Source organism: Petropleomorpha daqingensis, assembly GCF_013408985.1.
In the GTDB taxonomy this organism is placed as follows: Bacteria; Actinomycetota; Actinomycetes; order Mycobacteriales; family Geodermatophilaceae; genus Petropleomorpha; species Petropleomorpha daqingensis.
On sequence record NZ_JACBZT010000001.1, the window covers coordinates 2,201,255 to 2,219,059 of the forward strand.

General features: G+C 74.2%; 16 protein-coding genes. 6 read left to right on the plus strand and 10 right to left on the minus strand.

What is annotated here, in order from left to right; genetic code table 11:
• Positions 1–78 precede the first annotated feature (78 nt).
• Entirely contained in the window at positions 79–1,044 is a 966-nt protein-coding gene (locus GGQ55_RS10850; RefSeq protein ID WP_179716593.1) for a GDP-L-fucose synthase family protein, read from the plus strand.
• Here GGQ55_RS10850 and GGQ55_RS10855 read toward each other — a convergent pair.
• Complete coding sequence (locus GGQ55_RS10855; protein WP_179716595.1) at positions 1,030–1,503, minus strand: acyltransferase; 474 nt, start codon at positions 1,501–1,503, stop codon at positions 1,030–1,032. The two genes, GGQ55_RS10850 and GGQ55_RS10855, sit on opposite strands and share 15 nt — an antisense overlap.
• Positions 1,504–1,631: 128 nt before the next feature.
• Here GGQ55_RS10855 and GGQ55_RS10860 point away from each other — a divergent pair, with 128 nt between their 5' ends.
• Complete coding sequence (locus GGQ55_RS10860; RefSeq protein WP_218859247.1) at positions 1,632–2,816, plus strand: glycosyltransferase family 4 protein; 1,185 nt, start codon at positions 1,632–1,634, stop codon at positions 2,814–2,816.
• Here the strand turns inward: GGQ55_RS10860 and GGQ55_RS10865 are convergent.
• The 3 genes from GGQ55_RS10865 to GGQ55_RS10875 are packed head-to-tail and all read right to left on the minus strand — an operon-like array spanning position 2,756 to position 6,222.
• Positions 2,756–3,901 carry a glycosyltransferase family 4 protein gene (locus tag GGQ55_RS10865; protein WP_179716597.1) on the minus strand — a complete coding sequence of 382 codons (1,146 nt, stop codon included), beginning with the start codon at positions 3,899–3,901 and terminating at the stop codon, positions 2,756–2,758. The two genes, GGQ55_RS10860 and GGQ55_RS10865, sit on opposite strands and share 61 nt — an antisense overlap.
• 3 nt (positions 3,902–3,904) lie before the next feature.
• A complete protein-coding gene (locus tag GGQ55_RS10870; protein ID WP_179716599.1) occupies positions 3,905–5,365 on the minus strand; it encodes a tyrosine-protein kinase domain-containing protein in 1,461 nt (486 codons plus the stop codon).
• Positions 5,365–6,222: a WecB/TagA/CpsF family glycosyltransferase gene (locus GGQ55_RS10875; protein ID WP_179716601.1), complete on the minus strand. Its 858-nt coding sequence runs from the start codon at positions 6,220–6,222 to the stop codon at positions 5,365–5,367. Before GGQ55_RS10875 ends, GGQ55_RS10870 begins: the two co-directional genes overlap by 1 nt.
• Positions 6,223–6,404: 182 nt before the next feature.
• Between GGQ55_RS10875 and GGQ55_RS10880 the strand changes: the two genes are divergently transcribed.
• Both GGQ55_RS10880 and GGQ55_RS10885 read left to right on the plus strand, forming a co-directional pair.
• Positions 6,405–7,301 carry a glycosyltransferase family 2 protein gene (locus GGQ55_RS10880; RefSeq protein ID WP_179716603.1) on the plus strand — a complete coding sequence of 299 codons (897 nt, stop codon included), beginning with the start codon at positions 6,405–6,407 and terminating at the stop codon, positions 7,299–7,301.
• A gap of 5 nt (positions 7,302–7,306) precedes the next feature.
• Positions 7,307–8,503, plus strand: a complete 1,197-nt coding sequence (locus tag GGQ55_RS10885; RefSeq protein ID WP_179716605.1) for an MATE family efflux transporter — start codon at positions 7,307–7,309, stop codon at positions 8,501–8,503.
• A gap of 1,261 nt (positions 8,504–9,764) precedes the next feature.
• Here the strand turns inward: GGQ55_RS10885 and GGQ55_RS10890 are convergent.
• The 5 genes from GGQ55_RS10890 to GGQ55_RS10910 all read right to left on the minus strand — a co-directional run bounded on the left by GGQ55_RS10890 (position 9,765) and on the right by GGQ55_RS10910 (position 15,013).
• Positions 9,765–10,283, minus strand: coding sequence for a 2'-5' RNA ligase family protein (locus tag GGQ55_RS10890; RefSeq protein ID WP_179716607.1), 519 nt, complete (start codon positions 10,281–10,283; stop codon positions 9,765–9,767).
• A complete protein-coding gene (locus tag GGQ55_RS10895; RefSeq protein ID WP_179716609.1) occupies positions 10,277–10,903 on the minus strand; it encodes a nucleotidyltransferase domain-containing protein in 627 nt (208 codons plus the stop codon). Before GGQ55_RS10895 ends, GGQ55_RS10890 begins: the two co-directional genes overlap by 7 nt.
• A 155-nt stretch (positions 10,904–11,058) precedes the next feature.
• On the minus strand, positions 11,059–13,011 hold the full coding sequence (locus GGQ55_RS10900) for a PKD domain-containing protein (protein WP_179716611.1): 1,953 nt from the start codon (positions 13,009–13,011) through the stop codon (positions 11,059–11,061).
• Between the two features lie 344 nt (positions 13,012–13,355).
• Positions 13,356–14,426, minus strand: a complete 1,071-nt coding sequence (locus tag GGQ55_RS10905; protein ID WP_179722581.1) for a PHP domain-containing protein — start codon at positions 14,424–14,426, stop codon at positions 13,356–13,358.
• Positions 14,423–15,013, minus strand: coding sequence for a DoxX family protein (locus GGQ55_RS10910; protein ID WP_179716613.1), 591 nt, complete (start codon positions 15,011–15,013; stop codon positions 14,423–14,425). Before GGQ55_RS10910 ends, GGQ55_RS10905 begins: the two co-directional genes overlap by 4 nt.
• 132 nt (positions 15,014–15,145) lie before the next feature.
• Between GGQ55_RS10910 and GGQ55_RS10915 the strand changes: the two genes are divergently transcribed.
• Positions 15,146–15,826: a DUF8692 domain-containing protein gene (locus GGQ55_RS10915; RefSeq protein ID WP_179716615.1), complete on the plus strand. Its 681-nt coding sequence runs from the start codon at positions 15,146–15,148 to the stop codon at positions 15,824–15,826.
• Between the two features lie 163 nt (positions 15,827–15,989).
• Positions 15,990–16,316, plus strand: a complete 327-nt coding sequence (locus tag GGQ55_RS10920) for a hypothetical protein (RefSeq protein ID WP_179716617.1) — start codon at positions 15,990–15,992, stop codon at positions 16,314–16,316.
• Positions 16,317–16,320: 4 nt separating this feature from the next.
• Here GGQ55_RS10920 and GGQ55_RS10925 read toward each other — a convergent pair whose 3' ends face one another.
• Positions 16,321–17,757, minus strand: a complete 1,437-nt coding sequence (locus GGQ55_RS10925) for a bifunctional phosphatase PAP2/diacylglycerol kinase family protein (protein WP_179716619.1) — start codon at positions 17,755–17,757, stop codon at positions 16,321–16,323.
• Between the last annotated feature and the right edge of the window lie 48 nt (positions 17,758–17,805).

Genomic DNA, 17,805 nt, shown 5'->3' on the forward strand with positions numbered 1-17,805 from the left:
CCCCTCATTCGGGCGACCCGTTGTTTCGAGTCGCGCCCGGGAAAACGTAAGGTCGCGCTAGCGAAGAAAGGCAGGGAAATGGCGGGTGCATCGCTCGACCGGGGGAAGCCGGCATTCATCGCGGGACACCGCGGACTGGTCGGCGGGGCGGTGCTGCGGCACTTCCGGGAGCAGGGGTTCGGCCACCTGCTGACCCGGACGTCGTCCGAGCTGGACCTGCGCGACGCGGACGCCGTCGAGGCCTTCTTCGCCGCCGAGCGGCCGGCCACCGTGGTCATGGCCGCGGCGAAGGTCGGCGGCATCCTCGCCAACAGCACCTACCCGGCGGACTTCCTCTCCGACAACCTGCGCATGCAGGTCAACGTGCTCGACGCGGCCGCCCGCCACGGCGCGACCCACCTGCTGTTCCTCGGGTCGAGCTGCATCTACCCGAAGCTGGCCCCGCAGCCGATCCGTGAGGACAGCCTGCTCACCGGGCCGCTCGAGGAGACCAACGACGCCTACGCGATCGCCAAGATCTCCGGAGTGCTCCAGGTGCAGGCGCTTCGCCGCCAGCACGGCGTCCACTACGTCTCGGCGATGCCGACCAACCTCTACGGGCCGGGGGACAACTTCCACCCGACGCACTCGCACGTGCTGCCCGGGCTGATCCGCCGGTTCCACGAGGCCAAGGAGCAGGGCGCCGCGTCGGTCACCGTCTGGGGCACCGGAACCCCGCGGCGCGAGTTCCTGCACGTCGACGACCTGGCCCGCGCCTGCCTGTTCCTGCTGGAGAACTACGACGACCCGGCGCCGATCAACGTCGGTGTGGGCGAGGACCTGCCGATCCGCGAGCTCGCCGAACTGGTCGCCGACGTCGTCGGGTTCGAGGGTGCGCTGGAGTTCGACACGAGCAAGCCGGACGGCACGCCCCGCAAGCTCCTCGACGTCGGCCGGATCCACGACCTGGGGTGGAAGGCCGAGATCGGCCTGCGCGAGGGCCTCGAGCAGACCTACGCCTGGTACGTGGAGCAGCTGGCCGCCGGGGCGCTACGCGCCGCCTGAGCCCTGGTCGAGCTCGCGCAGCAGCCGGGCGGGGACGCCGGCGTACGAGGCATCGGGTGCGCAGTCGCGGGTCACCACCGCGCCGGCGCCGATGACGGCCCCGCGACCGATCGTCACCCCTGGCAGGACGACGACGCGCGCCCCCAGCCAGGCCCCGGTCCCGATCACCACGGGCTCCGACCGGTTCGCCGCCGCGCGGTTGGCCGACGGGCCGAGGTCGTGCGTCGCGGCCGCGATCACCGCGCCCGCGCCGATGGCGACCCCGTCGCCGATCTCGACCGACGCGCTGCCGGGGTCGACGATCGTCGCGCTGTTGAGGTAGCAGCCCTCGCCGATGCGCACCCGGCCGCCCTTGAAGAAGACGCTGTGCTCGATCCGGGTGCCGGCGCCGACGGGGATCCCCGCCAGCCGGAGCAGCGGCGGCCGCAGCCCCTCCGGCAGCCAGCGCGACGGGATCACGCACCGGCGGAGCAGTCCGCTCAGTGCGCTGCGCGCTGAAGGCATCCCGTCCCCCTATTTCGGGCGAGCCATTCTTCGAACGGCCGCCCGAAAACCGTAATGTCGGGGTACCGGTGGAAGGCAGGGAAATGGCGGCTGCATCGCTCTCCAGGGGGACGTCGTCCCCGTTGCGGATCGCCGTCGTGCACAGCTTCTACCGGAGCGACTCGCCCAGTGGTGAGAACGCGATGGTCGACGCCCAGGTGGCGGCCCTCCTCCGGCGCGGTCACGAGGTGCGCCTGTTCGCGGCCGCCAGCGACGACGTGGGCGGCCCGCTCGGGGCGCTCCGCCAGGCGGTCACCGTCGCGACCGGCGCCGGCCGCGCGCCGGTGCGCGACTGGGCCCCGGACGTCGTCCACCTGCACAACACCTTCCCCAACCTGGGCCGGCGGTGGACGGCGCGGCTGGACGTGCCGCTCGTCGCGACCCTGCACAACTACCGGCCGCTGTGCGCTGCCGCGACGCTGTACCGCGACGGTGCGGTGTGCACCGAGTGCGTCGACTCCGGCCGGCACCGTGGTCTCGTGCACGGCTGCTACCGCGGCTCCCGGCTCGCCACGCTCCCGCTCACCCTCGGCCAGCGCGGCGCCGACGACCCGGTGCTGCGCTCGGCGGCCGTCCTCACCGCCCTCTCGCCGTCCCAGGCCGAGCGGTTCGTCGCGGCCGGGGTGCCCGCCGAGCGGCTGCGGGTGCTGCCGAACTTCGTCCCGGACGACCTGGCACCCGCGCCGGGCCCCGGCGGGCACGCCTGGCTCTACGCCGGTCGGCTGACCGCCGACAAGGGGATCGCCGACGCGGTGCACGCCTGGCCCGCCGAGATCCCGCTGGTCGTCGTGGGCGACGGTCCCGCGGCCGACGACGTCCGGGCGGCGGCGCGCGGCAAGCAGGTGGACGTCCGCCCGCCGCTGTCCCGGCCGGAGGTGCTCGACCTGCTCGGCCGCAGCCGGGGCCTGGTCTTCCCCAGCCGCTGGCCCGACCCGTTCGGCCTGGTCTACGCCGAGGCCCTGGCCGCCGGCACCCCCGTGCTCGCCACGCACCCCTCGGCGGCGGCCGCCATGGCCGGGCAGGACGGCGCGGGCCTGGCGGTCGACGCGGTCACCCCTGAGCTCGTCCGGCGGGCGCACGCGGACTTCGCCGGCGGGCGGCCGGCCGCGCGCCGCGCCTTCGAGGCGCGGTACACCGAGGCGGCGCACGTCGCCGCCCTCGAGGAGGTCTACGCCGAGGCGATCGGCGTGCCCACCACCCGCTCGCGGAGGAGCGTCAGCAGAGCCTGAGCCGCGCTCGGCCAGTTCAGCGTCGAGGTGTAGAACTCGCGCGCTCCCTGCCGCAGCGCGGCGTGCTCGGCCGGCCGCGCCCACGCGCCCGCGATGCGCGCGGCCGCCGCGTCCACGAACTCGGCCGGCGGCAGCACCCATCCGGACCGGCCCGGCGCCAGCATCGACGCCGTCCCGCCGACGTCGGCGGTGATCACCGGGACCCCGTGCGCCTGGGCCTCGGCCAGCACGACCGGCGTGCAGTCGGCACGCGTGGGGAGCAGGAAGAACGCCGCCGACGCGTACAGCTCCGCCAGCCGGGCGGCGGCCTGCGGGTCGTCCTTCTCCAGGCTGCCGTGCACGGTGACGAAGCCCGGCACGGCGACCACGGACGGCGGCCGGCAGCCGACGACGTCCAGGGTGGCCGGGACCCCCAGCGACCGCAGCCGGGCGGTGGTGGCCACCGCGAGGTCAGCGCCCTTGCGCTCCCAGCCGCGCCCCACGAGCAGCAGCCGGCACCCGTCGTCCCGGCGGTCGGCGAGCGGGCCGGGGTCGGCGACGTTGGCACCGAACGGCACCACGGCCACCTTGTCCGGGGGCAGGCCGTAGTCCGCGACCGCCGAGCGGGCCGCCCACGCCGAGGAGTAGACCGCCAGCGACACCCGCTCCAGCGCGGACCGTTCCATCGCGTGCCCCATGCGCAGGTACCGCCGGGAGAGGCCGGTGTAGTCGGCGTAGAAGTCGACCAGGCCGGCGAACGTCGCGTCGGTGTAGGTCACGACCGGGACGTCGGTGCGCAGCCGCGCCACCGGAAGGGTGCCCGGGGCCAGGACGACGTCGGGCGACGTGGCCGAGATCGCGCGCTCCACCTGCCGCGCGTAGCCGTCGAGCACGACCGGCTCGCGCAACCGCGACCAGGTACCGGGCGCGACGGAGTTGCGCAGGCGTTGCAGCACCTTGAGCGGGAGCCCGAACCGCTCACCCAGCGGTCCGGCCAGGACGACGTCCGCCCCGGCCGCCCGCAGCGATGCGGCCAGGTGGAACGGCGTGCCCGACCACGCGCGCACGTCGCGGGCGTCCTCGACGGACGCGAGCAGGATCCGCACGGCTCAGTGGCCGCGGCTCTCGGCGAGCGGGGTGCTCTGCGCGGTGCGCGGGCGCACCGGCGGCACGGCGATCGCCGGGCCCTGCGGCGCCCGGCGGCGGGCCCAGCGGCGCCGCGTGCTCGCCGGCTGGACGCCGTACCCGTAGGCGACCGGCGCCGCGCGGTGGGGGACCTGCGTCATCACGACGCCGAGCAGCCGCGCGCCGAGCCGGTCGAGGGAGGCCGCGCTGCGCTGCAGGTCCTCGGCGTCGACCTTGCCCCAGCGCGCGCAGAGCAGCACGCCGTCCACGAGACCGGCGAGCGCGCCGGCGTCGGCGACCGGGAGCAGCGGCGGTGCATCGATCAGCACGACGTCGTGCGTGCCGGCCAGCTCCGCCAGCAGCGTGGCGAACGCCTCGGAGGCGAGCAGCTCGCTCGGGTTGGGCGGCAGCGGCCCCGCGCCGAGCACCTCCAGAGCGCCGTCGCGGACCGGCTGCAGCACCTCGTCCAGCTCCGCCGCGCCGGTCAGCACGCTGGTGACGCCGACCCCGGACACCAGGCCGAGGTAGCGGGTCAGCCGCGGGCGGCGCAGGTCGCCCTCGACCAGCGCCACCCGGTTGCCCGACTCGGCCAGCGCCACGGCGAGGTGCCCGGCCAGCGTCGTCTTGCCCTCACCGGGCACCGAGCTGGTCAGCAGGATGGTGCGCGGCGGCCGGTCGACGTCGAGGAAGGCCAGGTTGGTCCGCACGTGCCGGATCGCCTCGGCCGCGGGCGAGCTGGTGTGCGGCGCGGGCGGCTGTCCCTCGGACAGATGGGCGGCCACCGGGACGTGCCCGATCACCGGGGCGCCGGTCAGCGCGGAGGCGGTGTCGTCGTCCTTGACCGTGGTGTCGAGCCGGTCGCGGACGACGGCCACCAGCACGGCCAGCACCAGGCCGAGCACCGCGCCCAGGGCGACGTTGGCGCGCAGGTTCGGCGAACTCGGCGCGGTGGGGAGCTCCGGGGTCGCGATCACCGTGATCTTGATCGGCGAGGTGGTGGTGCCGCGCGGCGTCTCGAGGTCGTCGACGAGGTCGGCGAACTGCGTGTCCACGGAGCGGGCGATCGAGTAGGCGCCCTGCGCGGTGTCGTCGGTGACGGTGATGTCGAGGATCGTCGTGTCCGTCACGACGGTCGCCGACAGCCGGGACATCACCTGCTGCGCCGTCGCGTCCAGGCCGAGGTCGTCGATCACCGCCGACGCCAGCTCCTTGCTGGTGGCCAGCTGGGCGTACGAGGCGACCTTGCCCTGGGCGTAGTAGTTGCCCTGCACGGCGGTGCTGAGATCGTCCGCGCCGGTGGTGGAGACGAACAGCTGCGTCGTCGCCGTGTACCGCTCGGGCAGCGCGGCGCTCACGCCGAAGGCCGCACCGCCGCCGAGCACCACACCGACGAGCAGCAGCGCCCATGCCCGGCGGGCCAGCCGCAGGTACCTCCGCGCGTCCATCACGCCCCCACCCGCTCGACGGCGAACTCCTCGGCCAGGCGCATGCCCGGCTGCGGCCGCCGCAGCGACCCGACCGGCAGCGATCGGACCACCGGCCGGCGCAGGTCGCGCAGCGCGACCCGCGCGAAGAACAGCAGCCCGAGCGTGTAGCGCCGCCACAGCCGGCCGGGCTCGCTGGCGAAGCGGAACAGCCACTCCAGCGCGGCGCGCTGCACCCAGCGCGGCGCCTCGGACTTCGTCCCGGCCAGGAAGTCGAACGCGGCGCCGACGGCGACCACCGGTCGGTCGAGGGCGGCGGCCAGCCGCTGCGCCTCGATGTCCTGCTTCGGCGTGCCCAGCCCGACCCAGACGACGTCGGCGCCGCTGGACCGGATGCGCTCGTCCTGCGCCGCCCGCTCGTCGTGGGTCAGCGGACGGAACGGCGGCGCCTCGGCGCCGACCACCCGGCAGCCGGGAAAGCGCTCGGCGATCACCGTCTGCAGCCTCTCCAGCGTCTCGGCGGTGCCGCCGAGCAGGTAGTGCCGCACCGCCGCGCGGCGGCCGACGTCGAGCACGTGCGGGAAGAAGTCCGGGCCGCGGACCTGCGCTGCGACCGTCGACGAGCCGTGCCGGCGGCCCAGTGCGCGGAGCACCCAGGCCACGGGCTTGCCGTCGGCGAGGTTGACGCCGTCGCCGCGCAGCACCGATGCGTAGCCCCGCTGCCGGTGGGCCAGGGCGATCGACCACGTGTTGACCAGTCGCCAGGGCACGCCGGTGCGCAGCCCCTGCGGGGAGAGCAGCAGCCGGGTGGCGGCGTCGAGGTCGAGATGGGCGAACGACATCCCGGCCAACGGGGTCGCGCGGGTGCCGGGCGACATCCGGGTTCCCCTTCCGAGCGGTGGTCCTTGCCGACAAGCACACCCGCTCGGGGAGCTTCCCCGGAACGGTTGACGCCCGGACGTGACCCGGAGGGGGGAGCGGGTCCCCTCGGAACGGTCCAGAGGTCCTCTGACCAGCTGATACTCCGGACGACGACTTGGACGACGAGCGGAGAACCACAGTGACCTCGGCACCCGAGGCCGGCAGCGCCACCGACACGGCGTTCCTGACCGTGCTCACCCCGGCTTTCCGGGCCGCTTCCTTCCTGCCCGCCAACCTGGCCAGCGTCGCCGGCACGGGGGCCCAGCACGTGGTCATGGACGGCGGCTCCGACGACGGCACCGTGCCGCTGCTCGAGGCGGCCTCCTCGGTCGTGTGGCGCTCCGAACCCGACCGCGGCCAGTCGCACGCGCTGAACAAGGCCCTGGCACACGCCGACGGCACCTGGGTGGGCTGGCTCAACGCCGACGAGTTCTACCTGCCCGGGGTGCTCGAGTGGGTGCAGGAGCGGCTGCGCGCCGACGACGTCGACGTCCTGTACGGCGACTGGGCGGAGGTCGACCTCGAGGGGCGCCTGCTGCGGCTGGTGGCCAACCACGGGTACTCGGCCGAGGTCCTGCGGCGGGGCAGCTGCTACGTGCCGTCCTGCGCCACCTTCATCCGACGCGAGCTGCTCGAGCAGGTCGGTGGGTGGCGCGAGGACATCCGCACGATCATGGACTGGGACCTGTGGCTGCGCCTGGACGCGGCCGGCGCCCGCTTCCGGTACGAGCCGGTCGTCATGTCCGGCTTCACCCGCCACCCGGGTCAGGTGACGGCGCGGTTCACCGAGCTGACCCGGGTCGAGCAGGACCGGATGCGTTCGGAGTTCGGCATCGACCTCCCCGCCTGGCGGCACCTGGCCGCCCGCGGCCGGCGGATCGGCCGCAAGCTGCTCAACCACGGCTACGTCCGCGAGACGGCCGCACGCTTCTTCTCCGGGGCCCCGCTGACCGGGCAGCCGGGGGACCCCGACGTCCGGAAGGCGGTTTGCCGGCTGAACCCGGAGCTCGCGGCACGGTCGGTGGCCCGGGGATGATCCGGATGGGCCGGCACCGGCTGCGCCGGCTCACCTGGGGTCTGACCGACCAGGCGGCCGGCAGCCTGACCTCGCTCGCCCTCTCCGTCGCCGTGCTGCGCGGTTCGGCGGAGGGCGCGGCGCAGTTCGCCGTCGTCTTCCTCGTGCACGCACTCGCTGTCGGCTTCTGCCGGAGCATCACCACCGAGCCGGTCGCCCAGGAGCTGCCCGCCTGGGACGGCGACGCGGTGCGCGGGCACGTGCGCCGCTCGGCCGCGACGGGCGTGCTGGTGGGTCTGCTCTCGGCAGCCGTCTCGGCCGCCCTGGTGCGCCCGGACACGGTCGTGGGCCTGCTCAGCCTGGCCTTCACGCTCCTCGTCGTCCCGACCGACTCCACGCGCGGCGCCTGGATCGGCGCCGGCCGGGCGCGCGCGGCCGCGCCGTACAGCCTGCTGCAGTTCGTCGCCGCCGTCGCCGGGCTGGTGGTCGTCCTCGTCACCGGGTCGGGGCCGTGGGCGCTGGTGCCGCTCCTCGTGGTCAGCGGAGCCCTCGTGCTCGCGGCGCTGGCGCGCGGACCGCGCCTGGAGCTCGGCGCGCTGCGGCCGCGGCACTGGGTCTACGCCGCCGAGTGGTCGGTCACCTTCGGGATGGGGCAGTCCTCCGGTCTGGTGGTCTCGGCGCTCGGCCTACCGCTGCTGCCGCTGCTGGTGCGCGCCCAGGGAGTGCTCTACGGACCGATGTCCACCGCGGCCCAGGCGGTGGCGGTGCTCGCGGTGCCCGAGTTCGTGACCGCCCGCCGCACCCGGCTGCTGGCCCCCGCCGTCGTCCTGTCCGCGGCGCTGACCGCCGGGTGCGCGCTCTACGCCGTGCTGGTCATGGTCGTGCCGGCCGCGTGGCCGGCCGCCCTGCTGGGGCACGCGTGGGAACCGTTCCGGCCGGTGCTGCCGGCCGCGGCCGCCGCGTTCGTGGCGGGCGGGCTGTCCATGGGGCCCCTGGTCGCCCTGCGCGCCCGCGGCGCCGCCCGCTCGTCGCTGCGTGCCAAGGTCGTGATCGGCGTCGTGCGGCTCGTCCTGCCCGTCGCGGCCGTGGTGCCGTGGGGAGCGGAGGGCTTCTTCTGGGCCTCCGCCGCCGCCGGGCTGCTGGGCGGCGTCTGGGCGGTGCTGGCCCTGCGGCGCGTGGAGGCGACCCCGGCGGACGAGCCGGTGCCGGAGCCGGTGGCATGACGGCCCGGCTGCTCGTGACCGCCGGGGTGGGGATCGCGGTCGTCGTCGCGGGGGCGGTCGCCGTGCCGGCGGCGCTGCTGCCGGTCGCCGGCCTCGCAGTGCTCGTCCTGGCCGCGCCGCTCCTGCGCTCCCTGGCGCGCGGCGCGGCCTGGACGCTGCCGCTGCTGGCCGGGCTCGCCGTCCTGCTCACCGACACCGCCGGCCGCTCGATCGCTCCCGGCGCGGCCCGCTACCTGGCCACGGCCGCGGTCGTCGCGACCGTCGTCCTGCTCGGCGCCGCGCCCGACGCGCGCAGCCGGGCGCTCCGGACGACGGCCCTGGTGCTCTTCGGCTACGGATTGCTCGGCACGCTCTACGGCCGGTTCGCCCTCGGCACGGTCAACGGCACGCTGCCCCTCATCGGGCCGATGGTCATCGCCTGCCTGCCGCCGGTGCGGGGTCGGGGGCCGGCCGACTGGCGGCTGGGACTGCGCGCGCTGGCCGTCGCCGGGACGGTGTTCGCGCTCGGCTCGGGCCTGTCGCGTCTCGGGGTCCTGCCGGCGACGCAGATCGACGTCCTCAACCACGAGAAGGCGTTCGTGGTCGTCCTCGGCATCGCCGCCGCGCTGGCAGCCCGCGACCGGCTGCTCGTCGTCGCCTCGCTGGCGGCAGCCGTCTTCGCGTTCAGCACCTACCCGGCGGCCACGTACCTGCTCGCCGCGGGCACCGCGCTGGGCACAGTGCTGCTCGCCCGCTGGGCGCCGCGGACCGGCACGCGGGTCGTGCTCGCGGTCGTGGTGATGGCCGGGACGGTGCTCGCCGTCCTCAACGTCGACCGGCTGATCGCGCTGACCCAGTCCTACTTCCAGCTGGTCGGCAAGATCGACAACGGCGACACCCGGGAGGCGCTGTACCGGACCGCGCTGTCCCGGCTGACCAGCCCGGTGTTCTCGCACTTCTTCACCGGCGACATCACCGTGGTGGGCAACCTCAGCGGCACCGACCGGGTGGTGCCGGTGCACAACGACTACCTCTCGATCACGCTGGGCGGCGGGTTCGTCGCCGCCGCGCTGCTGCTCGGCCTGTTCCTGTTCGCGAACGGGCTGGCACTGCGCACGCTGCGCGAGGTGGACGACGCCTGGCAGCGGCGCACGGTCGTCGTCCTGCTCGGCGCCGTGAACGCCGCCGCGGTCAGCGCCTTCGCCAATCCGATCTTCATGAACCCGGGGGCGAGCGCGGTGACGTTCGCGCTGCTGGCCGCGCTGGTCGCGGCCTGCAGGGTCTACGCCAGCGGCACCGAGAGCGCGGTCGCCCAGCCCGAGCGGGTCGGGACCAGCAGCTCGACCGCCGCGGCGCGGGCTGTGAGCGGGAGCAGGGCCTCTGCCCGCTCGGCCAGACCGGCCGGCTCGGCGCCCTCGGCGAGGGTCAGGTGGGGGACGACCTCGGCGAACCGGCCCTCGTAGGGCGGGTGGTCCGGCCACTCCGCCACGGCCAGCGCGGTGAGGGCGCGGAAACGGTCGGCCGGCTCGGGAGCCAGGTAGAGGGCGTCGGGGAACCGACGCACGGAGGCGAACTCCACGTCGAAGGCCGGCACGGGCGCGAAGATCTCGCGCAGTCGTGCGGCGAGCCGTTCGTCGGCCCGGCGGACGCCGACGAACGGGAAGAGCACCGTGACGTGCCGGGGTGGTGCGCCGGGGGCGGGCTCGTCGAGCGGGAGCCCTCGGAAGGGCACCACGAGAGCGGTGGCCGAGCCGTCGCCGAGTCGACGCAACCGCCGGCGCAGCCCCGCCCGGCTCAGCACCGGAGCTCGTCGAGCAGGCGGAGGTTCGCCCGGTGCCGCGCGGCGGGCGCGAAGCCCTGGTGACCCACCCGTTGGGCCGCCGCGGACAGGCAGCCCACCGTCCGGCCGGCGACCGTCCCGGTGGTGAAGGGCTCGGGAACGCCGAGGTGGGCGGCCCACGCCACGGGGTCCACGGGGTGCACGTCGAGGGTCAGCAGGTCCGGCCGCTGCAGCAGTTCGCGGTGGGACAGGAAGTGCCCGGGTACGAACCGGTCGGCACCGCCGACGGCCGGCCGGACGTGCGCGAAACCGCCGGCGTGCAGGACGCGCAGGGCCGTCTCGGCGTCGGCGCGGTCGATGACCAGATCGAGGTCGCGGTGCACCCGCGTCTGGCGGCCGACGAGGGCGTCCACACCCCAGCCGCCGGCCAGCCAGCACCGGACGCCGGCCTCGTCGAGCGCGGTGACCCACGCGAGCACGTCGTCGGGGCCGACGGGCGGCTTGATGCCGTTCCGGAATCGCTGGACCGGACCGAGCGTGGTGAGCCCGCGCAGGCGCCCGCGCTCCAGCCAGCGGAGGCCACGACGGCCCAGGGCCACCGCGGTGGCCCTGCCGTACGTGCGCTGCTGTGCCACATCCATCCGTTCGGTCCCCGTTCCCGTCCTTGGCGGCGGACCGTACCGGCGAGGTCGGGTCGGAGCCCAGATCGAGGAGAAGGGTTCCAGCGCATCGGGTGACGCGACGGATGGTGCGGTGCGGGGTGACCCGGCTCGTCGGGCCACCCCGCACCCTGCGGTCAGCGGAGGACCGCGACCACCGTGCCGACGCCCTCGTGACCGGGATTCCCGGCGTACGCGGGATCAGTCCGGACGATGACGACGTGTGGTGCGTTCCCGCTGATCGTCGAGCCGCTCTGGCCGATCGACGACGACACGATCACCGCGAGGTACGTCGGCACCGACGCCGGCGGTTGCGCGCTGTTGCCGGGGTCGGTCGTCCAACTCGTGACATCGGTGGTCCCCGCCGCGGAGTTCGCGAACCCCTTGAACGCCGCCGGCGCGGAGTCGCCGCTCAGGTGGTTCACCTTCCACCACTGCGCGCCCCAGTACGTGACGGTGTTGCCCACGACCGCGTCCTGGTCACCGATCACGAAGCTGCCCCCGGAGCTGAGGGCGTACAGGAGCAGGGACGTCGTGGCGTCGGCGGTCTGGCCACCCTCGTCGACGATGTGCACCTTGATCGTCTTGGGACCGAGGGTCGCGTACGTGTGCGACCCGGCGACGGAGAACGGCCCGCCGGTCGGCCCAGTGATCACACCAGGGGAGACGGCCGTGCCGTCACCCCAGTCGATGGTGGCGGTGAAGTCCGCGAGGGGACCGTAGGGATTCGCGTCGGTGAAGGTCGCGACCTCCAGATCCTGGACTCCGGTCGACTTCAGGTCCAGGCCGGACGCGGTCAGCGGCGCGTCGGCGATCGTGGCGGTGAACGAGGGCATCGCGGAGTTGAAGCGGTTGTTCGTGTCGGCGATCGACACCGATCCCGCGAAACTGCCTTCCTCGACGTAGAGGTGGTCCCCGGTGACGGTGAAGACCCCGTCGTCGCCCTTTTCGATCGTGCCGGGCGTCGCAGGCGTGCCGTCACCCCACTCGATCAGCGCGGAGTACTCGGCCGCGCTGCCCTCGGGGTCCGGGTCGGTGAAGGTCGCCACCGGTCCGGCGAACGGTGCACCCTCGTCGCCTGCCAGGTCGCGTCCGGCCGCGGTGATCGGCGGGTACACCGTGACCGTCGTGGTGTCGCTGTCGGCCGCCAGCCCGTCGTCCACGGTCAGCGTGATCGTCCAGGTGCCGACGGGGAGCGTGACCGTGGGCGTCACCCCGGTCGCGGTGCCGAACGGGCCGGTCCACGTGTAGGTGAGCTGGTCGCCGTCGGGATCCGTGCTGCCTGAGCCGTCGAGGGTCACGGCGGCGCCGAACGGGCCGGTCTGGTCGACGGTCTGGGACGGGCCGGCGTCGGCGGCAGGTGGGTGCTGAGCGCGGTTGCCGAAGGTGACGCCAAAGCCGGCGTTGCCCACGCCGGCCGGAACCGTGACGACCTGTGCAGGTGCGGTGGTGTTCACCCAGCCGCTCTGGGGGAGCTCCCGCACGACGTAGGTGCCGGGGCCGGCCCCGTCCAGCGCGAAGCCGAAGGTTCCGTCGGCAGCGCTCTGGGTGGTCGCCACGGGGCCAGGGGTCTGGTCACCGAAGAGGCTGGACGTGCGGATCAGCTCGAAAGAGATGCCACCGACTCCACCTTCGCCGGCGTCGTGGTTGCCGTTCCGGTTGCTGTCGTCGAACTTCAGCCCGTTGATCGTCGGCACGGGTGCCGGAGCACTCCCGGACGGCAGCGGGAGGCTGGTGTTGCCGCACACCCGCGCGATGAAGTTGCCCGCCCAGGCCAGCGAGGTGAGGGAGACCGCGCGCCCGCCGAAGTCGAACGAGATCGTGTGGTCGGGAGTCGTGTCGACGTTGCCGGGAAGGCACGCGTTCCCGCTCCTGCTCGAGCTGGTGACGCAGGCGGACCAGCGCTGGGGCGAACCTGCCGGCACCGTGACGTTCTGCTCCGGTGCGTACCAGAGGAACTGCCGCGTGAAGCCCTGCGACTGGTACAGGTCGGCGTGCTGCTGGACAAGTTCGGTCCGGGTCACGAAATGGCCGATCCCCGGGTCGACGAGCCACGTGCTGCGGCAGCTGCCGCCCTGGGAATCGGCCATGTCCTGCTCGTTCGACCAGAAGTACCCCTGGTTGTTGGTGCATACGTTCGGTGCGGCCGACGCGTTGGGAGCAAGGGCGACGGATCCTGCGGCGACCGCCGCGGCCAGTGCTCCGGTGGTGATGACGGCATGCAGCCGCCGGGACCTCGATCTCACAGCGCTCCCCCTCGATGGGCGGCCGCCCGCCAACTGGGGGCCGCGGCACCGCGCGACCAGCCGCGCGGTGGCCGGACGCTAAGGGACGAACGGTCTCCGGAACGGATGAGACCGATCCGTCACGGTCTCGGATGCGTACCGAAGAGGAGGTACGGGCCCGGCCCTTGCACGACCAGGGCGACGAGGGGTCAGCAGGTCAGAGCCGGGGTGCGGCTACCCGCCGTCCAGTCGAGGAGGTCCTCGGCCAGCCAGGTGTTGATGACGTTGTCGGGGTCGACGTCGCACTCGACCGCGCGCTCGCAGCCGTTGCCCTGCCAGTCGAGCTGGCCGGGGGCGTGCGCGTCGGTGTCGATGGCGAACAGGCAGCCGGTCTCGACGGCGAGCCTCAGCAGCCGCTTGGGCGGGTCGAGCCGCTCCGGCCGCGAGTTGATCTCGACCGCCGTCCCGAACTCGACGCAGGCGGCGAACACGGCCTCCGCGTCGAACTGGGACTCCGGCCGCGGCCGCTGCGTGCCGTCCCGCTGCCGGCGGCCGATCACCAGCCGGCCGGTGCAGTGCCCGAGGACGTCGGTGTGCGGGTTGGCGACCGCGGTGAGCATCCGGGCCGTCATCGCGGCGGACTCGGCGCGCAGGTCGGAGTGCACGCTCGCGACGACGACGTCGAGCCGCTCGAGCAGCTCGTCGGTCTGGTCGAGCGAGCCGTCGACGTTGATGTCGCACTCGATGCCGGTGAGGATCCGGAACGGCGCAAGCTCCTCGTTGAGCGCGGCCACCACGTCCAGCTGCTTCTCCAGCCGCTCCGGCGTCAGCCCGTTGGCCACGGTCAGGCGGGGGGAGTGGTCGGTCAGCGCCATGTACTCGTGGCCGAGCGCGAGCGCGGCCTCGGCCATCTCGCGGATCGGTGAGCCGCCGTCCGACCAGTCCGAGTGCGTGTGCAGGTCGCCGCGCAAGGCGGCCCGGAACTCGGCGACGTCGTCGGCCAGCGGGACGAGCTCGGCGAACTTCTCCTCGAGGTCGGCGAGGTAGTCGGGGACCTGCCCCTTCGCCGCCTGGACGACGACGGTCGCCGTCTTCGGGCCGATGCCCTTGAGGTCCTTGAGCGTGTTCGTGCGGATGCGGCGCTTCAGCTCGGCGTCGTCCATCGCGTCGACGACGACGGCGGCCGAGCGGAACGCCTGCACCCGGTAGGACGGCTCGCGGGCGCGCTCCAGGAGGAAGGCGATCCTCCGGAGCGCGGCCGCGGGATCCGACGAGGTCAGGACGTGACCTTCTTCTTGGCGCTCTTGGCCTGCTTCTTGGCCTCCTTGCGGGCCTGCTTCGCCTGCTTGGCGGCCTTCTTCTGCACCCGCTCGGCCTTCTTCTGCGCCTTGGCCAGCTGCTTCTCGGTCGCCTCGGTCGCCCGGTGGGCGGCGCGGCGGGCCCGCCAGCCGACCGACGGCTTGCCCTCGGTGTCGACGGCGGCGATCAGCAGGGCCCCGGCCAGGCCGAGGTTCTTGAGGAAGTGGATGAGCTGCTGCTGGCGGTCGGCGCCCTCCTTCTCCCAGAAGCGGTGCCCGGCCAGCGTCGTCGGCACGACCGAGCCGGTGAGCAGCAGCGCCGACAGCCGCGGCAGCCGGCCGAGCCCGAACAGCGCGCCCGCGCCGACCTGGACGCCGGCGTTGATCCGCACCCACTGCTCGGGGTCCTTCGGCACCTGCACCGGCAGCTGCTTGTCCGCGACCTCGGTGACCTTCTCCACGATGGGTCGGGCCATCTCGACCCGGCCGCCCGGGTTCTTCAGCGCCTGGAAGCCGAGGACGACGAAGGGGGCGGCGAGCATCGGCCGGGCGATCCGGCGGACCAACATGGGGACCTCTTTCCCTCGGGTGATCGTTTGCGCGACCCATGCCCCGGTGATCGCCGGGACAATCTCCTGTCGGCGACCGTAGTGGCGCAGCACACCTCCCGCTGCGGCTGATTCGCGAGCACTATCGCCGGGGTGCGGCGCGACCTTCCCCTCCCGCCGTGGCCCAGGCTGCGCGAGACCTGGTGGGTCTACGCGCTCGGTGCCGCGCTCGTGGCTCTCTACTGCGCCGGCCTGTTCGTGCGGATCCGGTGCACCTTTCTCGGGCACTGCGGCGGCCCGGCCCGGCTGTTCGACCTCGACGCGCTGGGCGGCGTCCCCCGCCTGGTCACGACCGCGCTGTTCGTGGGGACCGCGGCGCTGGCGTGGTTCGCCGCGCGCCGGTGCGTCGGCCGTCGGGCGCTGTGGTGGCGGGCGGTCGCGGGGGTCGGCGTCGTCCTGGCTCTGGCCAAGTTCTTCAGCTGGCACTCGCTGGCCAAGGCGGACTCCGCCGTCCTGACGTTGCTGGTCTCCGTGGTGCTGGCCGCCCTGGGCTTGGGTGCGCTGGCCGTGCTGGGACGACGGTGGGCCGTCTCCGCCACCCGGCCCGTGGTGACCGCGCTCGCCCTCTACGCGCTCGCGGCCATCGGGCTGGATGCGGTCACCTGGCTGATCGCGGCGGTGCAGGCGCAGCCAGGGGCGCTGTCGGCGGCGGCCGCGACGTTCGTGGAGGAGTTCGGGGAGGCGCTGGCGGCGCTGGTGCTGCTCGTGACCGTGCGCTGGCAGGCCGCCGCGCGCCGGCGGACAGGACCGCGGAGTCCCGAAATGGCGCTCTGAGCTGCGACGATCCGTTCGGGAAGGACTGTTCACAGCGCACGCGCAGAGCTAGTTTCTGGTGCACCGCTCGGTCGATGCACCAGCTCTGTCACGGGGGCTCTCGCGTGTCCGTCTCGCCGCTGCACCGCGCCGTGTCTCTGCTCGGCAGCGAGCTCACGCTGCGATGACCACGGTCGACTCTTCGCGGTTCGAGGCGATCAGCGACGTCGCGGGGCAGCTGGTCGCCCGGGGCGTGCGGCGGTCGGAGCACGCGCACCGGCAGATCTGGGTGGCCGCCGGACTCCCGGACGGGCGCCCGTACACCGGCTGGCGGGCGGAGAAGAAGAACGCGGCCGTGCTCGCGCGGCTCGACGACGCGGCTCGTGGGACGGCGATGCTCAGCGACGAGCCGGGCCGCAGCCGCGAGTACTACGACCGGCTGCTCGCGGCGGGCGACCTCCTGCACGGCGCGACCTCGGCGCTGGAGGACCTGCTCGGCCGCCGTCCCTGAGGGATCAGTCGGTGCGGCAGCAGTAGACGGTGAGGGTCGCGCCCTTGCGGAAGCGGAACTCGGTCGCCGTGTCGCCGGTCTCGCCGTCGAAGGCGACCTGCTCCTCGCCGGACCGGACGACGACGTCGAGCGACTCCACCTGCCCCTGCACGTAGCCGGCGCTGCGGTCGCTGATGCCGAGCAGCGTGCCGAGCACCGCGCGCGTGCGGCTGAACCGGATGTCGGCGCGCAGGTACTGGACGTCGAGCAGGCCGTCCTCCAGCCGCGGCCGCCAGGCCGGGGCCAGCCCGCGCGGGGTGTAGCAGCAGTTGCCGACGAACAGGATCCACACCTTCGCGGGCTTGCCGTTCAGGACGACGTCCAGCGGCGCGGCCGACCGCAGCACCTGCGCGGCCGCCACGGTCATCGCGACCCACTTGCCCATCCGGTGCGTGAGCGCGTCGCGGTGCTCGACCACCTGCGGGTAGACGCCGATGCTCGCGGTGTTGAGGAACGGCGTCCCGTTCACCTCGGCGACGTCCACCCGGACGGCGGAGCCCTTGCTGACCGCCTCGGCGGCGTCCTCGGGCGTGTCGACGCCGACGTCCCGGGCGAAGTGGTTGAGCGTCCCGGCCGGGACGACGGCCAGCGGCAGCCCGTGCTCCAGCGCGACCGCGGCGGCCGCGGCCACGCTGCCGTCGCCGCCGGCGACCCCGAGCGCCTGCGCGCCGGAGCGGGCGGCGTCCTGCAGCAGTTCGGTGACGCCGTGCTCCTCGGAGATCTCGCGGGTCTCGGCGCGGGGGAGGAGCCGCTTGATCTCCTCGGACGGGTCGTAGTCGTCGGTGCCCGACCGCGGGTTGACCGCCACCACCAGCCCGTCGCCCTCGGGCAGCCCCGGCGCCTCGGAGGAGGGCCGCACCCGCGCCGGCTCCGTCGGGCGCACCCGCCACCAGTGCTGGGTGCCGACCGCCACCGCTCCGCCGACGAGGAAGCCGGCGAGCACGTCGCCGGGGTAGTGCACGCCCACGTGCACCCGCGAGTAGCCGACCGCGGCGGCGACCGGCACCAGCGCGGCGCCGGCCACCGTGTTCTCCATGAGGACGCCGGTGGCGAACGCCGCCGCCGACGCCGAGTGCCCGCTCGGGAAGGAGAGGGTGCCCGGCTCGCGGCGCAGCCGGCGGTCGGTCGTGCGCAGGTTCTCCAGGTCCGGCCGGACCCGGCCGAAGATCCGCTTGAGGACGACGTTGACCAGCAGGCTGGAGATGCTCAGCGAACCCAGTCCGCGGATCGCGCCGCGCCTCGGCGAGCCCTTCTTCAGCCCGAGCAGGACGGCGATCGCGATCCAGATCCGCCCGTGGTTGGCGGCGTTGGACAGCCGGCGCAGCCAGCGATCGGCCGGCGAGGAGGGGATGTCGCCGATGAGCGCGTGCAGGCGCGCGTCCCACGTGCGCGGATGTGGCATGAGGGGACGCTAGCGGAGGCTGACGTGCGAGGTTTCCTCGCGCGTCAG